Origin of the sequence: Rhizobium sp. S163, from assembly GCF_030380805.1 — a bacterium.
GTDB lineage: Bacteria > Pseudomonadota > Alphaproteobacteria > Rhizobiales > Rhizobiaceae > Rhizobium.
The window spans coordinates 904,559-918,025 of record NZ_JAUDSA010000018.1 but is presented as its reverse complement, the minus strand read 5'-3'; the positions used below and the strand labels follow the sequence as shown (position 1 = coordinate 918,025).

Here is a 13,467-nt window from a genome sequence, read left to right as displayed (position 1 = left end):
CTTAGAGAATGCCGGCGCCGAAGTCGCCGATGATGAGACGTGCGTCCGGCCCGCCGGTGCCTGTGAGCTTCAGCCGGATGTTGGTGCCGTTCAGTCCGGTCTTTTCGTGCTTGCGCTCGCTCCAGAGTGGATAGGCCAGCGCTTCAATCGAGGTCACCGGGACGTTGACGAAGGCGCCGCCGTCGACCGAATAGCTCATGGCGATCGTGGCGCCGCCCGGCAGGTAGGCCTTGAAGTAGTTGGCGACACGGACGGCCTCGCCGAGCGTGAACGCACGCGTCACATAAGTCAGCTCGGTCGCAATCTTGCCGGCTATAAGCTCGATCGGCGCGTAGAGAATTGGCGAAAGCTTTTCGGTACCGGTGAGAACAGCGCGCAGATGAACAGTCTCGGTGATGAACTCAGTGAGGCTCAGCACCTGGAATGGGAGAAGCTTATAGATCGTACCGTTCGGGCGCTCGACCTCAAAGATCACAGTGCAGCCGGCCGATGGCAGCTCGACAGCGGCGCGCACCTGAAGGTCAGAGCAGGCGACCAGATTGTAGGTGCCAAGATCCACGGTCTTTGTCTTCACCGGATACTTGGCCGCCACGACACGGAAGGACAGTGCCTCGTCCTGGTGCGCTGTCCAAGTCTGGGCGTTGACCGACGAGAAGCGCGGCCCGGTGACATAGGGATGCACGGTGACGTACTTCTGCAGCTCCGCGTCGAAACCCCCGAGCTTGGCGCCGGAGACCGAATGCAGATTGTCGTCAGTCTTGATGACGAAGGCGTGGCTCCGATCGGCGAGCGTGGTGAGCGGCAAATTGTAGCGCGCCGACTTCCAGCCGATACCGGCGCCGATCATTGACACGACCGCCTCGGCCGCGATGTCGGCCGTCGGATAACCGTTGTCGATCGACACCTGATCGACAAGCAGGTGCTTGGCCGTGTCGCCGATCTTGCAGAGATGGAAATCGACACCGAGGATTTGGCGCGGCTCGGAGACGGCGAACAGTTGCGCCTGCGGATCGCTCGAGGACGCACCGCCCCGACCGCCGTTGGAGTTGTTGCCACTGTTCCAGTTCGTCGAAATCGATCTCGTGACCTGCGCCCGCGTCCAATTGTTGACGGTGGTGACACGGCGCATGACGTCGATCTCGATCGTGCCCTGGCCCGTGAAGATCGTCGTGGCCTCGATGCCGCCCATGCCCTCGGCCGCCATGACCTTGCTGCCGGCCGTCACGTTGGCGGGAATGATAAAGGTGCCGCTGATCTTGCCCTGGGCGTTGGCGGTCTGAACGCCGGCCGGCTTCACATCGATGTCGTCGAAGGTAAGCGTCTTCAATATCTCGCCAGGGCCAAAGCCGGAAATCTCGAAGGCCACCTGGATCTGCCGCAGAAACTCCAGCTGCTCGATGCGTTGATCGACAAGCTGAGTTGTCGTCGATGTCGTCTGCAGCGGGCCGCCATCCGATCGGGTGCCCTGGTTGAACTGCACGGTTTGCGCGGAGAGCCATTCCTCCCGGCTCTCGGTCCAGAAGTCCACCGCCGGGGTGAGCTTCAGCGATCCGGGCAGAAGGGTGAAATTCTGGTACGGGTTGATCAGCTCGCAGAACGTCTTCAGCTCTTGGCTGATGATGACCTCCTCGACGAAATCGAGCGTGACGGCCTTGTCGATCGGCGCCGAGTAGAACGTCGGCGTGATCGCCAGCATCAGCATGCCGTCCGAGATCGCGCCGCTCTGAGGTGTGCCGCCGTCGCGGTAGGTGTCATCGGCAAACGGATCGACGAACATGTTCTTCTTGGCGACAGGCTCGCGGGCATCGATGCCGCTCTTAAGTCGCTCGAGCTGGACCAGGCGGCCGAGGTCGAGAAGCATGTTGTTGAACCTGGCCTGCTCGGCGGCCGATACGAAGCGCACGCCGTCGTTGATGCCGTCGGAGGTGATGACGGGCGTTGACATCCAGTCGTAGGAGATCTGGCAGAGTTTCAGAGCGTCGGACGGCGCGCCTGGCGGCAAAGGGTTCTGCCTGGCTGGGAGGCCCTTGATATAAAGAGGCGAGCCGTCCTGCAGAAGGCAAAGCCGATCAACGCGCGGCAGCTTCTGCGTATACGCCACGATAATCTCGCCGCCGGCGACGCCTCCGGAGACCGTGATCGTCGTCGCGGTGGATGCATCGGCCGACACGCTGGCGCGATAGCGATAGGTGACCTGGTAGGTCTCGCCAGCGGCAGGTTCACTGCCGGCGGCCGACCAGTCGATCGTGCGGCCTTCAAGCTTGAAGTCGGCAGGGGAAGCGTAAGTCGTCGAGCCCTTCTTGACCAGGGATACTGAGAGGATGCTCGTGTCCGGAAGCTGGTCCGCGCCGTTGGCGATCGCGCCGCGCGTCAAGGTGTATGTGCGCTCCTTCGTGAGCAGGATCGAGTTGATGTCGGCGATCGGCGCCTGATCCACGGCAAAGGTGAAGGACGCGCCGCCGGCGTAGATGTGCGTCTCGCCTGGGATCGCCAGTTCGTCCCAGGCCTCGGGTTCAGCATATCGGAGAGCGGCCAGGCGGGTTCGTTTGTAGCCGTTTATGTTGGCCTCGCCCTGCTCGATCGAGAACTGCTGCGCGCCGGCGTCAGCACCGAGTGCGGTCACGCGGCATCCAGACACAATATAGTTGCCGTTCGGGCGATCATACGCGGCAAGCGCCTGCATAGCGGGCTCAAGGATCGAAGGGCCGGTCTGATCGAGGATCGTGCCGTCCTGAAGAGTGTAGACGGTGTAAAAATCACCGGCCCCGCCGTCGTCGATGTGCGCCCAGGCGATCGCTGCCACTTCACGAGCCGCGCCAGGCTCGCCTTCAGCCAGGCCGGGCACTTGGCCGAGCAGCGTCGGATCATCTTCGCTTGTCAACCAGGTGGTGGTGAGACGGACGCCGATCTCGGTGCGGCCAGTCATCGGTACCGCTGAGAGAACCGCAGCCTCGACCGGGAAGACATCACCGGCGACGAAGATCTCGCCGTCGGTCAAGGTGACGGTGGCCGCCTCGATGTTCACGACCGCGTCGGCGCGTGAGACGCGGTTCCCGTCGTTGGCGACCAGCTTCATGCCACGCGCCGCACGTTCGCGCATGATCGTCTGCAGCTCGATCAACTCGGCTGACTGTATGAAGGGACGCTCGCCATAGAAGACGACGGACTGTTGCTCACGCTTGCCGGTAGCGCGATCGATGGCAAAGGCGAGACCGCTCTTGTGTTCGTTGGCCATTAAAACCTCATGAGGAATTTGAGCTGCTCGCGGACGGTAGCGCGCAGCGGAAGGGAAACAGGGGTGACCGCGATCGCTTGGCCGCCGAGGAGCTCGCCTGGCTGAAGCCAGAGCTTGCCCGGCTTGATGCCCCCGACGCGCGCCGCGCCAACGGTCAGCTCCACCGAGGTGGCCGTGACGGCGTCGGCATTCTCGAAGTCGGTCATCGCCTCGATGTAGACGCGGGTGCCGCCGGTGATTGCCTGGTAGCCGGTACCGCCGACCGAATAGTTGCCGCCGAACTGCTGGACGACTGGATGGATCGCACGGCAACGACGGTGGCCGATTGCATTGCCGGCGTCGTCTCGAAGCGTCGCGTAGAAGGTCCTGGTTGCGAACCACGCCGCCATAAGGGCGCGGCGCTGGGTGGCTGCGTTGGCGCCCCAGGGGAACGTCGCCGTCGTCCATGGGTACTTCATGTCTGCCCATTTCAGGCCGGCGTCCTCCGGAACCTCGATCCAATTGCCGATCGCTGTGCCCTCGGCCTCGGTGAGGACGTGGTCGATCTCGGTTGTGCGGCCGAAAGACCAGAGCGTTCCCTGTTGGGTGACGGCGACGCCGCTCTCGCGCTCGAGCATGCTGTCGTCGAGGCGCGAGTTATCACCAACCAGGGCGGTGGCGTCGTACTGAAACACGCCGCGACGAAGCTGCGAACGCATCGGAACCGACAGAGTTGTGACACCTTCGATCCGCTCGAGATCGGGATGATCGGCGAGAGGAAGAGATGGAAAGCGCAGCTGGAAAGAGTTCCAGTAAGCGCGGCCATGCCAAGCCTCCTCAAGAGTGGCGGTATAGTCCAGCCACGCGAGGCCTCTACTGACCGCAGCGGGTGTCCCGCGAACACGCTGCCAGCGCACACCTTCCTTGTCTGTGATCAGGGTATAGAGGTTGGGGACGTAAGGTGTCAGCTCGCCCAAGCCGTATTCGAAGACGAGATACGGAAGAAAGGACGGCGGCGGAGAAACCAGCTTCGCCGTCCTGATCGCCGCGACCGCGCCCGCGTATGCGTCCCACCGATCGGCGTAGGACTTTTCCAACGCGCGCTCGAAAAGACCTGAGCTGTTCGGGAGGAGCGATGCCATTAGTAATCGCGGCCTCTCGCGTTCAGCGTGACCGTCCCGATCGAGAAGGCCTCGGTCGGCGGCACCGTGATCGAGCGGCTCGGCGCAATTGGCTCGACGCGCTGGAGGCCGTCGATCATCAGCTTGGAAACCCACCAGGACTGAACGAAATCGCGACCGAGGGATTGCGCCGCCGACCAGGCCGAGCGCAACGCCGCCTCGGCGCGGGCGAGCGTGGCATCGTCGGCATCAGGCAAAAGCCACACGTCGGCAACGATGTCGTTGACCGTGCGAACAGCCGAGCTAACGACGATCGTGTCGTTCATCATCCGCACGTCTGAAGCCTGCAGTGCCGCGTTGACGGTCGCGAGCAGTTGCGCGCTCGCGACGCCATCAGGCGCGGTCGAAAAGATTGCGACGTAGATTACCGGGCTCTTGCCGACGCGGTAGGGCTTTGCATCCGCGACTTCGATCGAGGCCGACATGGCGATGAACTTGTAGCGTGGCTCCGTTCCGCCGGTTGACCGTCCCTGGATGGCAAGCACCACGCGTTCGACCAGGCGATCGTCGTCCTCGCCGGCCAATCGGGAGACATCATAAAAGGCAGCCAGGTGATCGAGGTCGCTGCCACGCGCGAAGGCGAGCAGGTTTGCCTTGATCGCATCGTTAATGCGGGCCCGGATGACGACATCGCGGAAGCTCTCGGTCTCGCCAGCGATCATCGCAAGATCCGTTTCCAGCATCTCTACGTCATATGCCGGCAAGTTCAGCGCCGGGTTCGCTGCCCGAACGGCTTCCCACACCGAGACGAACTTCGCCTTGTAGGTGGCGGCGATCGCGGAGTGGTCCAGCGTCTCGATGATGGCTGGCGGCGGCAAGGATGAAAGGTCGATCATGACGATGCTCCCGTCGTCTGAAGGGGAACGGGCGGCAAGGTGAGTGCCGCCGCGATGTCGTAGTTTCCGAACCGGCCTTCGGGATAATAGATGCCGCCATGCCGCAGGCCGAGGACGCCACCCTCGCTGAGCGAAACGAGCTGCAGCTCGGTGATCGCGTATTCCGGCTCCCAGCGAGCGGCCGAGGCGACCAGCTCGTTGTAGATCAGGAGAGCGATCGACGGCGTCAGATCCTCGGAGAGCAGGCTCCGGAGGTCGGAACCGAAGGCGAGCAGCATGACGCGCTCTTCCAACCGGGTGCCCCAGATTTTGCCTAGGGACTGCGCCAGGTGAGCCGCGCCGCGAAGCCGCCCACCTGTCATTGGGTTGAAACCGTTTCTGTATCGAACAGCGCCCGTCATGCTTTCAAATGTCCTTCGAGCCAGCCTTAAGCGTCGTTCGAAGCCGGGGCGGCCGGCACGATGTGGCCTGCAAGCAGCTCGGCGCGCGCCTGGCTCTCGGTCAGCTCGATCGTCTTCTGGTCCACCTCGAGGCGGCGGCCGGCAATGCGCGGCGGCGCGGTTTCGGTGATCGTGTAGAGGGCGACGGCGCTGGGATCGATCGCGATCGGGAGGGTGGTTGTTTTCTTCGCCATGTTGGTCTCCTTTGGTTACTCTTGCGGCGGCCCGGAAATGTCGCCGCCCTTCAGCACTTCCGTGTGCTTGTGGTCGCTGCCGACGTTCCGCTCGTTGTGGGTGAGCCTGAAGCCTGTGATATCGACGTCGCCCTTGATCTTGACTGGCCCCTGCAGCAGGAAGCCGTCGGGACCGAGTTCGAGCCGTGCAGCCTCTCGCTCAAACACTGCCGTGTCGGACGATTGCGAGGGCGCCTTGTGATCGCGGTCATAGGTGGCGGACACCGCGATCGAGACGTCGCCGACCGAACCAGAGCTGCTCATCAGCGTCATCTGCGCGCCGATCGCCGGCTCCGAGTGGATGAAGAGACCGCCGGCGCCGGCTTCCTGCCAGCGGACCCACGGGCTCAAGACTTCGGCGCCAGAGCTGCTCGTGCCAATGATCAGGCGCAGGCGACGAGTCTGCGGATCGACCTCCTTTACCTTCCCTGTAAGGTGGCTGAGAGCGATGCGGCGCTCGGCGCGATCTTGCCGGATCAGTTGCCGGCGAAATTCGGTGGCGGCCAGGTCACGCATCGTTGGTGATCTCGCCCGGCAACCAAGGCGCCATATCCTGGATTGATGCGCCCTCCGCATACTCGATTGTGCCGGCCTCAGGATCGGCGCGGCCGATCGGCGCCGGAAACTCACTGCGACCGATATCGAAGATCGGCTGCAACCAGCTCACAGTGTAATAGACCGTGCCCTTGTCCTGGTCCTTCACGGTGAAGAGCGGCTTCAGCTCCGGCGACGGAGAAACTGTCTCGACCGGGCCCACACCAGGACGTCCCCAGGTCGAGACGGTGATGTCCGAAAGGATCTTCAGAAGCTGGCCGCCAATCGCGTAGCCGATGCGCTCCATCTCGACGCGCTTGTTGGCGACGATCGTCGGCTCGGCCACAATGTAGGCAACCCACTCGACGAGTGCATTGTAAGAGCCGTCAGCGATCGCGGTCTCGCGGATGCGCGACCAGCCGACGCCAACGCCAGGCGACTTGACGATCGACTTGCTGACCAGCTCGGAGACGTCAGCCTTGCCAGGATGACCGACGATGGTGACGCCAGGAAGCAAGCGTGAAAGAGTCGCGACGATCGCGGCCTGCATATCGGCGATCGGATCCGCCGCGATGATCTGTGCGAGGGTAGCGGGCTGCATCAGGCGCGTTTCCTACGGTGGGCAAATTCAACGGTGGCGAAGCAGGCGAACACAAGTGCCAGGGCAACAGCGACGAAGACGCAAACCGTGAACGGAGAGACGCCCATGGCGATGGCGCTGCCATTGAGCATCAGCGCAGCGAGGAAGAACGCGGTGACCAGCCCGGTAACGGAGAGGACCAAAAGGCAAACGAAGTAGATCACGATGCGGCTCACTGAAGTCCTCCGAAATGATCGGTGACCACGTCGATGATCTCCGAGCGATTGTCTTCTGAAATGCCGACGAAAGGGCGCGCGGGAATGGTGACTTGCTTGGCGCGAACTGTCTTTCCGCCGAGCGTAAAGACGAGCGCCTGGCCATTGCGCGGCTTGATGACCAGCCCGTCCTGGTGAACGTGGGCGAACTCCCAGGTCGAGCCCCAGCTCGCTTCTTCCGCCGACGCCGTCCAGGCGATCGACGCCAGCAGATGTTGGCCGGTATCAACCAGGATCGACGTGCCTTCCGTGTTCGGCTTCCATGCCTCGCCATCAGGCGATGTTTTCTCTTCCGAAATCCGCCGGCGTGTCTGGCTTTCGCCCAGCGCGCCGATCGTGGTCATCAGCTCGCCAGCATCAAATTCGAAAAACGGCTTCAGCACCTTGAAGGCGACATCGAAGTCGTCTGCATCGACGATGATGCTGATGCCGCTCATATCCGACCCAGACGTTCGCGGGTGAAGACGCGCTCGGGCGCGACCAGGACAACTTCGTTCTGGCCGATGTCACCGACCTCTTCGACCGGCGCCGTGCCGCCGCCCGTGTTGGTGGTCGTAAGCGCGCCCTTGCCGGTCGCGATCGCCTCAAGCCGCTTGATCGCCTTCTCGTAACGCTCCTTGATGTTGTCGGTGGAACGCGTGAATGCCAATGCGATCCGGTAGAAGGCGATGTCGATCGTGTAGACCTTGACGACATCGAGTGACGACTGGTCGAGGGCGGCGAGATCCGCAGCGCTGTAACGAGCTGCGAGGATGCCGCGCACTTCCGTCGTCGCGTCGTCGAGGCCGAGCTGGATGCGGATGTCGTCGCGCTCGCCGGTCTGTTCGTCGGCCGCGACCAGCGCTAGCTCGTTCGGGAACCGACGTTCGACATCGAGAATGGTAGCAAACGCGGCCATGGGATCTCCGAGGCACAGAGCGGGGCGGCCCTATTGCCGCCCCGCCGGTTGGTCTTCGCTGCGGGTTATTCTGCTGCCTGTTCGGCGTCCGGGTCGGTGTCGGGCTCTTCAAACTCGCGGGCGTCAACCTTCAACATCGGATCAGCGCGCCAGGCCTCGATCAGCTGCTCGGCCTTCTCCCCGAGCTCTTCTTTCGTTAGCGCGGTTTCGATCGGCCCGAAGCTGTAGCCGGCACGTCGGCGCGGCCCAGCAGGTGCGGTGACAACGACCTTGATGACCGTCTTGGTTTTGCCCTCGGTCGCGGCCTTGGTGGTTTTTGCAGTTGCCATGTTTGTCTCCTTGGCGGTTCTCGGAAAAGGAGCGCCGTGCTCCTTGTCGGAAAACCGCCGGCGGCTGGGAGGAGAGGACGCCGCCGGCGTAGTCACCAGCGCTCGGGAGGAGATGAGCACCGGTGCAATTAAGCTGCCGCGTCAGGAAGGACGAAGGCGAAACAGGCTAAGGCCGTGCGTGTCATAGCTTTCCCGGTAGACCGGCTTGAGCTGGCCAATGACGCGGAATGCCGCGAGGCCGATCGATACGACCAGGCGCCAGGCGAACGCGCCCGCAGCCGGGACTGTCTCGACGACAAACAGCAGCACCGCGACGCCCGCGTACTCGATCGAGCGAAACAGGCCGCCGAGGAACAGAACGGCGCGGGAGAAAAATAGGGAGGAACGAGACATCGGGCCATCTTTCGGTTGTTGACGGAAGGGCATGCACTGCGGGTGGTGGAAGCGGCCGTCGCCGGCCGCCTTCCGGTTACTGAAGAAGCGGGGCTTCGATGATCTGGACGAGGTTGGCCATCGTGTTCGTCGTGCCGTCGATCTGGGCGGCGAGGAGAAGCTCGCGGGCCGCAAACAGGTAGGTCGTGGGCACGATCAGGTGCGTCGGCTTGATGCCGAGCTTGCGACCTTCATCATCGGTGAAGCTGGCCAGGGCCGTATAGGCGTCCTTCAAGCTCTGCTTGTCGAGATCTTCCTTCGAGCCAAACGCCATCTGCCAGAAGCCGAAGCCGGCGGCGACACGGGCGTCGGTGCCGTAGAGATACTCGTCACGCATGAAGACGTGATCGGAGGTCTTGCCATCTTCCTTTGCGACGAAGCTGTAGTCGCGGCGCTTCTGGAAGATGAACGGCTTCAGAGGCCGAGACAGGTCGGCCAGGATCCAAGGAGTACCCGAGCCACCCTGCGAGTTGGAAACCGACTGAGTGCTTCCCGGCTTGCCGACCGGATGATCCGTGTCGAAGAAGTTCTGGCCATCGTAGCAAGTCATGGAGAACGCGCCGTTCACCAGCTCGAAGGTGATCTCGTCCGGGTGCGAGGCGGCGGAGTTGCCCAGCATCTCGAAACGCTTGGCATAAAGGCCGAGCTTGTCGTCCTCGATGTCGTCGCGCTTGACTCCGATCGTCGCTTCGAACTTGCGGTTGGAGATTGAGTAGCCCTTGGACTCAAGCGCCTTGACATGGCGGTCGCCGATCCATTCGCGAAGCTTCGGAATATCACCGAGCCAGCCGTAGATCTCCTCGGAGGAGTTCGACTGGACGACGGTGGCGACGCTTTCGTACATCGCCTTGACGCCGGCGAAGCCCGCCTGGAAGGACGTCCTAAAGCCACGCTGCGCGGCGGCCAGCAGTTCAGGTGTGATAACTCGGGTCATTGAAATTCCCTTGGTTGAAACTGACGTCAGTAGCCGAGGCGCACGAAGACGCCGTCCGCATCAACGTTGATGATTTTGCCGGCGACCGAGCGGGTGTTGCCGCCGTTGGTCTTGGCGACGGTCTGATCGTCGACCAGGTAGGCGTCCTTACCCACGTCGCCGGCGAGGATCGGGTCGGCGGGCAAGTTGAAGACTTTGAAGACGCCGCGCTCGGTCGTGACCTTCTTGGCACCGTCTGCGCCGGCGTTGTTGACGCCCTGATCGGCCACGCCGAGGACGACGAGGCCGACTGCGGTCTTGCCAGGAACAGCCAGGCCGGCATCCATGACGACGATCGCGCCCTGGAGAATGGTGGTTGCGCCCTTGACGGGAGCGATGGAAAACTTGCCTTCCGTCTGAACGACGGGACGGGCCTGCGACATTGCCGTCATGTGGTGGGTCTCCGGCGGTTGGTGTGGGTTAAGAGGCCGTCAGGCCATTGGCCTTGCGGTAGTCTTCCTCGGACAGGCCCATCATCTTCATGATGTCGCGGTCTTCGGCCGACAGTGTCTGCACCACGGTGACCGCGTCTCGCTTGTCGAGGTTGCTGTTCTGAAGGCCGGCGCCGAGCGTCTCGATCAACGTCTTGACCTGCGCCAGGCCGTCGTCGGTGGCGCACAGCGCTTCGAACTGCGGGCGCTGTGCCGGCGTGATCTTCTTGGCGGTCAGAGCGCCTTCGAGCAGCGTATCGACCTCAGCCTTGCGGCCCGCGTCCTTGATCGCCACGAGTTCGGTGTTTGCGGCGGCTAGAGAGGCGAGCGTCTGCTGATGAATGGCGGGATCGATCCGCTTGAACAGATCGCCGATCGCCGAGAGGCAAGACGCCTCGTTGGCTTCAGGTGCGAGATTGAGGGCCATGGCGATTGCCTTCAGCATGGAAGTCTCCTTTGAGGTTGTGGCGGATGCCGACGCGACGGCCGGCATGGAAATTCCGGGGGCCGCGACCAGGGCGGCGGAATGCAGCCAGGTGGCGCGACCCTTGTCGTCGGTCTTGAGCGACGGCGAGATGTAGCGATGGGACTTTGCGGTCAGGACTTCGAGACCTGTCGCGAGCCAGGCCACCCGACCGTAGAGGCCATCGGCGCGCGCCTGCAGCTCCTCGATCCAAGCGACCGCCGGCGCAGCCTCGCCGAACATCGCCTTCTTGACCGTGGCATGATCGAGATCGAGCGGGACCGACACCTTGTCGGCGTTGAAACGCTCGACGAGGACTTCCGGCTCGACGATGAAATCGCGGCCGTCACGGCTGGTGAAGGCACCACGCGGCGTCAACTTGATCCAAGCCGGGCCGGCTTGGGTCGTAGCGTTGGGTTCGGCGGCAAACACGTCGATCGCGGTGACGCTGGTCATGGCCAGGGCGTCAGCCTCGATGGAAGCCGAAAGGCAGGAAATCAGGAGGGTGGTTGCTGCGTGCTTGATCATGAGGCAATATCTGCCAGATCAAACAGCGAAGGCGGGGCTGACATGTGTCAGCCATCAGATCAAAGCCCAGATCGGGCAACCGCCGGCAACTTCCCCCATCATACTCGAAGCGCGTCAAAATCAAACCATTTTCAAAGCCCGTACGCGCGCTTTTGGGGTCAGGTGCGAGTATCCGCCCCTCCAAGCCCCCTTGCGCGCGTCTGTGGCGATTTCTATGGTCGCCTGAAAACTTGGCTCGGAGGGAAGAATGTTGAAGTTGGGTAGCGTCGCAATCATCGCCATCTTGGCGGCCGGTCTGGCCCAAGCTGCAGGCTGGCCACCAGCCGACGATTACCTCAACAGCATCAACGACTGCCAGGCCGCGAGCGACAAGGCTGGTTGCGAGTATGCGAAGGCGACCTGGTCGAAGAATTATCAGAAAGCGGTGAAGGGCGAATATCAGGGCCAGCGCAATGTTTCGTTCTGCCTCAGCACTGGCTGCAACGAAGCCATCAGGATCAACCCGGTTCTCGGCTGCGCCTGGCGCATCGTGATCATCCAGTCCGGACATCTTGAGACCGACATTACCGACACGTCGAACCAGAAGCATTTCTGCGGCCCGGAGCTACTCGATGATGCGGGCCGCCAGGCTGCCGCCGCACAGTCAAAGCAACTGCTGAAGCTACTCGGTCGGTGAGTGAGGAATACACGCCGCTCTATCCCTGGCGGCCAACCTACCCCGGCGAGACTGGCCTGGACGGAAAACCGCTACAGAATTTCGTTGGTTTGGATGGCGATGTGAACATCGGCGTCATCCGCCTCGAGGAGGGCGGAAAGCTGAATGGCCAATGGCAGTGGAACGGGCAAGGGCCCCATGTCAGGCAGCGGCTTCTTCCTCACCAGGGTTACTGTGCCACCGCCCGCGAAGCCGCCAGAAAGGTCGAGGACTACTATCATCGCCTCATGCGTCACAACGGTCTTCGCGGCAGCAAGGATAGCGGCGGCTAGACGTTCTCCGTGACTACCGTTGCCGTCGCGGCCCGGTCGCGCTATAATTATGTCAGCGCGACAGTGAAGTCCGGTGGCCTCGATGCCCACTGGAGGGAGCCCGGACAGGCCGGGAAGCGGTCCCTCCCTGTCGCGCGAGTTCTCCATTATGGAAGATAGTAAGTCAGTGCGATTTTTGACGTTTTCACGAGTTCTCCAAGCTCATGAATTACGTTGGCATTCTCAAAGGTGTCTTTAAAGCGCACCTCAACCGTGTTGGCCCCCACCAAGGTTGCTTGAGCATTCTCCATGCGTTCAACAACGCCATTCACAAATTCCCAAAACAATTGAACTGGTGCGTCTGCGGCAGCGTGGATCATCAAAGTTTTGGTGGCCGGCCTTGCGACCAGCGCCTTTGCAATGTCTTCAGTCAGTTTCGAAGGAAATCTGAAATTTGCATCAGCTAGAGCCCGCACTCGCTCCGATTGGGTTTGATTGGGCGGCAGACTTTCTATCTGCCTTAGGCGTTCACTCAGTTTATAGACTTGATCTTGCAGGACCTTCTCCGTCGGCGTCGCTTTTCGGTCGAACTCGACCTTCCCGCGACTGAAGGTGACAGGATTGTCCACCTCATAGCCATCAGCGAGAACCGCTGTAATGGATGAATGCAACGCGATCCGAGCATTCTTTAAATCGCGCGGCCACTTTCGATCGAATTTGATCGAGCGAAACGACGCAATGTCGAACGGGATCCTCTGACCTTCCAAGTGCATATGAATGATCGGTTTCTGCACTGTATGACGGATGCCGATCTCATAGAACGCATTCGGGTTCAACGTCGTAAGGTCTGCGATCACAAGGTCAGCGTCCAAAAGCGCTGTGATCACTTGAGAGTCGATGCGGCCTGGATCTGAGATTTTGTCTGCCCGCTTGATTTCGAAGTCTGGAAAATCTTTGGCAAAAACCGGTTCGATAATTTCCTCCAGTAACCAGTCTGCATGCATGCGATCCTCACTGCTATCGTCACCGATCGGCCCAACAATGAAGCAGAGCTTTTTGCTTTCAGTCTTCTTTGCCATGCAGTCCCCCTTTTCACCGGTGGATTATGTCTAGCAAGGAAACTCAGGCTTGCAACTCGGCAAGAGAAAATCGAT

Annotated in this window: 18 protein-coding genes; 2 read left to right on the top strand and 16 right to left on the bottom strand. The window is 61.8% G+C overall.

The genetic code is table 11. From position 1 onward, the window contains the following. Position 1: 1 nt before the first annotated feature. The 15 genes from QTL96_RS20160 to QTL96_RS20090 all read right to left on the bottom strand — a co-directional run bounded on the left by QTL96_RS20160 (position 2) and on the right by QTL96_RS20090 (position 11,347). Positions 2 to 3,235: a DUF4815 domain-containing protein gene (locus QTL96_RS20160; protein ID WP_289728913.1), complete on the bottom strand. Its 3,234-nt coding sequence runs from the start codon at positions 3,233 to 3,235 to the stop codon at positions 2 to 4. Next, positions 3,235 to 4,356 carry a phage tail protein gene (locus tag QTL96_RS20155; protein ID WP_289728912.1) on the bottom strand — a complete coding sequence of 374 codons (1,122 nt, stop codon included), beginning with the start codon at positions 4,354 to 4,356 and terminating at the stop codon, positions 3,235 to 3,237. Before QTL96_RS20155 ends, QTL96_RS20160 begins: the two co-directional genes overlap by 1 nt. Further along, complete coding sequence (locus tag QTL96_RS20150; RefSeq protein WP_289728911.1) at positions 4,356 to 5,231, bottom strand: baseplate J/gp47 family protein; 876 nt, start codon at positions 5,229 to 5,231, stop codon at positions 4,356 to 4,358. Before QTL96_RS20150 ends, QTL96_RS20155 begins: the two co-directional genes overlap by 1 nt. Continuing rightward, entirely contained in the window at positions 5,228 to 5,632 is a 405-nt protein-coding gene (locus QTL96_RS20145; RefSeq protein WP_289728910.1) for a GPW/gp25 family protein, read from the bottom strand. The genes QTL96_RS20150 and QTL96_RS20145 overlap by 4 nt, the downstream gene beginning before the upstream one ends. 26 nt (positions 5,633 to 5,658) lie before the next feature. Beyond that, the gene (locus QTL96_RS20140) at positions 5,659 to 5,865 is read right to left on the bottom strand and encodes a hypothetical protein (RefSeq protein WP_289728909.1); all 207 of its coding nucleotides are present in this window, start codon (positions 5,863 to 5,865) and stop codon (positions 5,659 to 5,661) included. A 15-nt stretch (positions 5,866 to 5,880) separates the two neighbouring features. After that, entirely contained in the window at positions 5,881 to 6,420 is a 540-nt protein-coding gene (locus QTL96_RS20135) for a phage baseplate protein (protein WP_289728908.1), read from the bottom strand. Next, positions 6,413 to 7,039: a hypothetical protein gene (locus tag QTL96_RS20130; RefSeq protein ID WP_289728907.1), complete on the bottom strand. Its 627-nt coding sequence runs from the start codon at positions 7,037 to 7,039 to the stop codon at positions 6,413 to 6,415. Before QTL96_RS20130 ends, QTL96_RS20135 begins: the two co-directional genes overlap by 8 nt. Further along, entirely contained in the window at positions 7,039 to 7,254 is a 216-nt protein-coding gene (locus tag QTL96_RS20125) for a hypothetical protein (RefSeq protein ID WP_289728906.1), read from the bottom strand. Before QTL96_RS20125 ends, QTL96_RS20130 begins: the two co-directional genes overlap by 1 nt. Then, positions 7,251 to 7,730, bottom strand: coding sequence for a phage virion morphogenesis protein (locus QTL96_RS20120; protein ID WP_289728905.1), 480 nt, complete (start codon positions 7,728 to 7,730; stop codon positions 7,251 to 7,253). The genes QTL96_RS20125 and QTL96_RS20120 overlap by 4 nt, the downstream gene beginning before the upstream one ends. Then, a complete protein-coding gene (locus QTL96_RS20115; protein WP_289728904.1) occupies positions 7,727 to 8,191 on the bottom strand; it encodes a phage protein Gp36 family protein in 465 nt (154 codons plus the stop codon). The genes QTL96_RS20120 and QTL96_RS20115 overlap by 4 nt, the downstream gene beginning before the upstream one ends. A gap of 65 nt (positions 8,192 to 8,256) precedes the next feature. Further along, the gene (locus QTL96_RS20110) at positions 8,257 to 8,520 is read right to left on the bottom strand and encodes a hypothetical protein (protein ID WP_289728903.1); all 264 of its coding nucleotides are present in this window, start codon (positions 8,518 to 8,520) and stop codon (positions 8,257 to 8,259) included. A 141-nt stretch (positions 8,521 to 8,661) separates the two neighbouring features. Beyond that, positions 8,662 to 8,913 carry a hypothetical protein gene (locus QTL96_RS20105; protein WP_289728902.1) on the bottom strand — a complete coding sequence of 84 codons (252 nt, stop codon included), beginning with the start codon at positions 8,911 to 8,913 and terminating at the stop codon, positions 8,662 to 8,664. A 76-nt stretch (positions 8,914 to 8,989) separates the two neighbouring features. Next, positions 8,990 to 9,886, bottom strand: coding sequence for a Mu-like prophage major head subunit gpT family protein (locus tag QTL96_RS20100; protein ID WP_289728901.1), 897 nt, complete (start codon positions 9,884 to 9,886; stop codon positions 8,990 to 8,992). 26 nt (positions 9,887 to 9,912) lie between these two features. Continuing rightward, entirely contained in the window at positions 9,913 to 10,317 is a 405-nt protein-coding gene (locus QTL96_RS20095) for a hypothetical protein (protein ID WP_289728900.1), read from the bottom strand. A 28-nt stretch (positions 10,318 to 10,345) separates the two neighbouring features. Next, the gene (locus QTL96_RS20090; RefSeq protein ID WP_289728899.1) at positions 10,346 to 11,347 is read right to left on the bottom strand and encodes a phage protease; all 1,002 of its coding nucleotides are present in this window, start codon (positions 11,345 to 11,347) and stop codon (positions 10,346 to 10,348) included. Between the two features lie 247 nt (positions 11,348 to 11,594). Between QTL96_RS20090 and QTL96_RS20085 the strand changes: the two genes are divergently transcribed. Both QTL96_RS20085 and QTL96_RS20080 read left to right on the top strand, forming a co-directional pair. Beyond that, positions 11,595 to 12,023: a hypothetical protein gene (locus tag QTL96_RS20085; protein WP_289728898.1), complete on the top strand. Its 429-nt coding sequence runs from the start codon at positions 11,595 to 11,597 to the stop codon at positions 12,021 to 12,023. Next, positions 12,020 to 12,334 (top strand): hypothetical protein, encoded by a 315-nt coding sequence (locus QTL96_RS20080; RefSeq protein WP_289728897.1) that lies wholly within the window; start codon positions 12,020 to 12,022, stop codon positions 12,332 to 12,334. Before QTL96_RS20085 ends, QTL96_RS20080 begins: the two co-directional genes overlap by 4 nt. A gap of 146 nt (positions 12,335 to 12,480) precedes the next feature. Here the strand turns inward: QTL96_RS20080 and QTL96_RS20075 are convergent, their stop codons facing one another. After that, positions 12,481 to 13,392 carry a hypothetical protein gene (locus QTL96_RS20075; protein ID WP_289728896.1) on the bottom strand — a complete coding sequence of 304 codons (912 nt, stop codon included), beginning with the start codon at positions 13,390 to 13,392 and terminating at the stop codon, positions 12,481 to 12,483. Positions 13,393 to 13,467 lie beyond the last annotated feature (75 nt).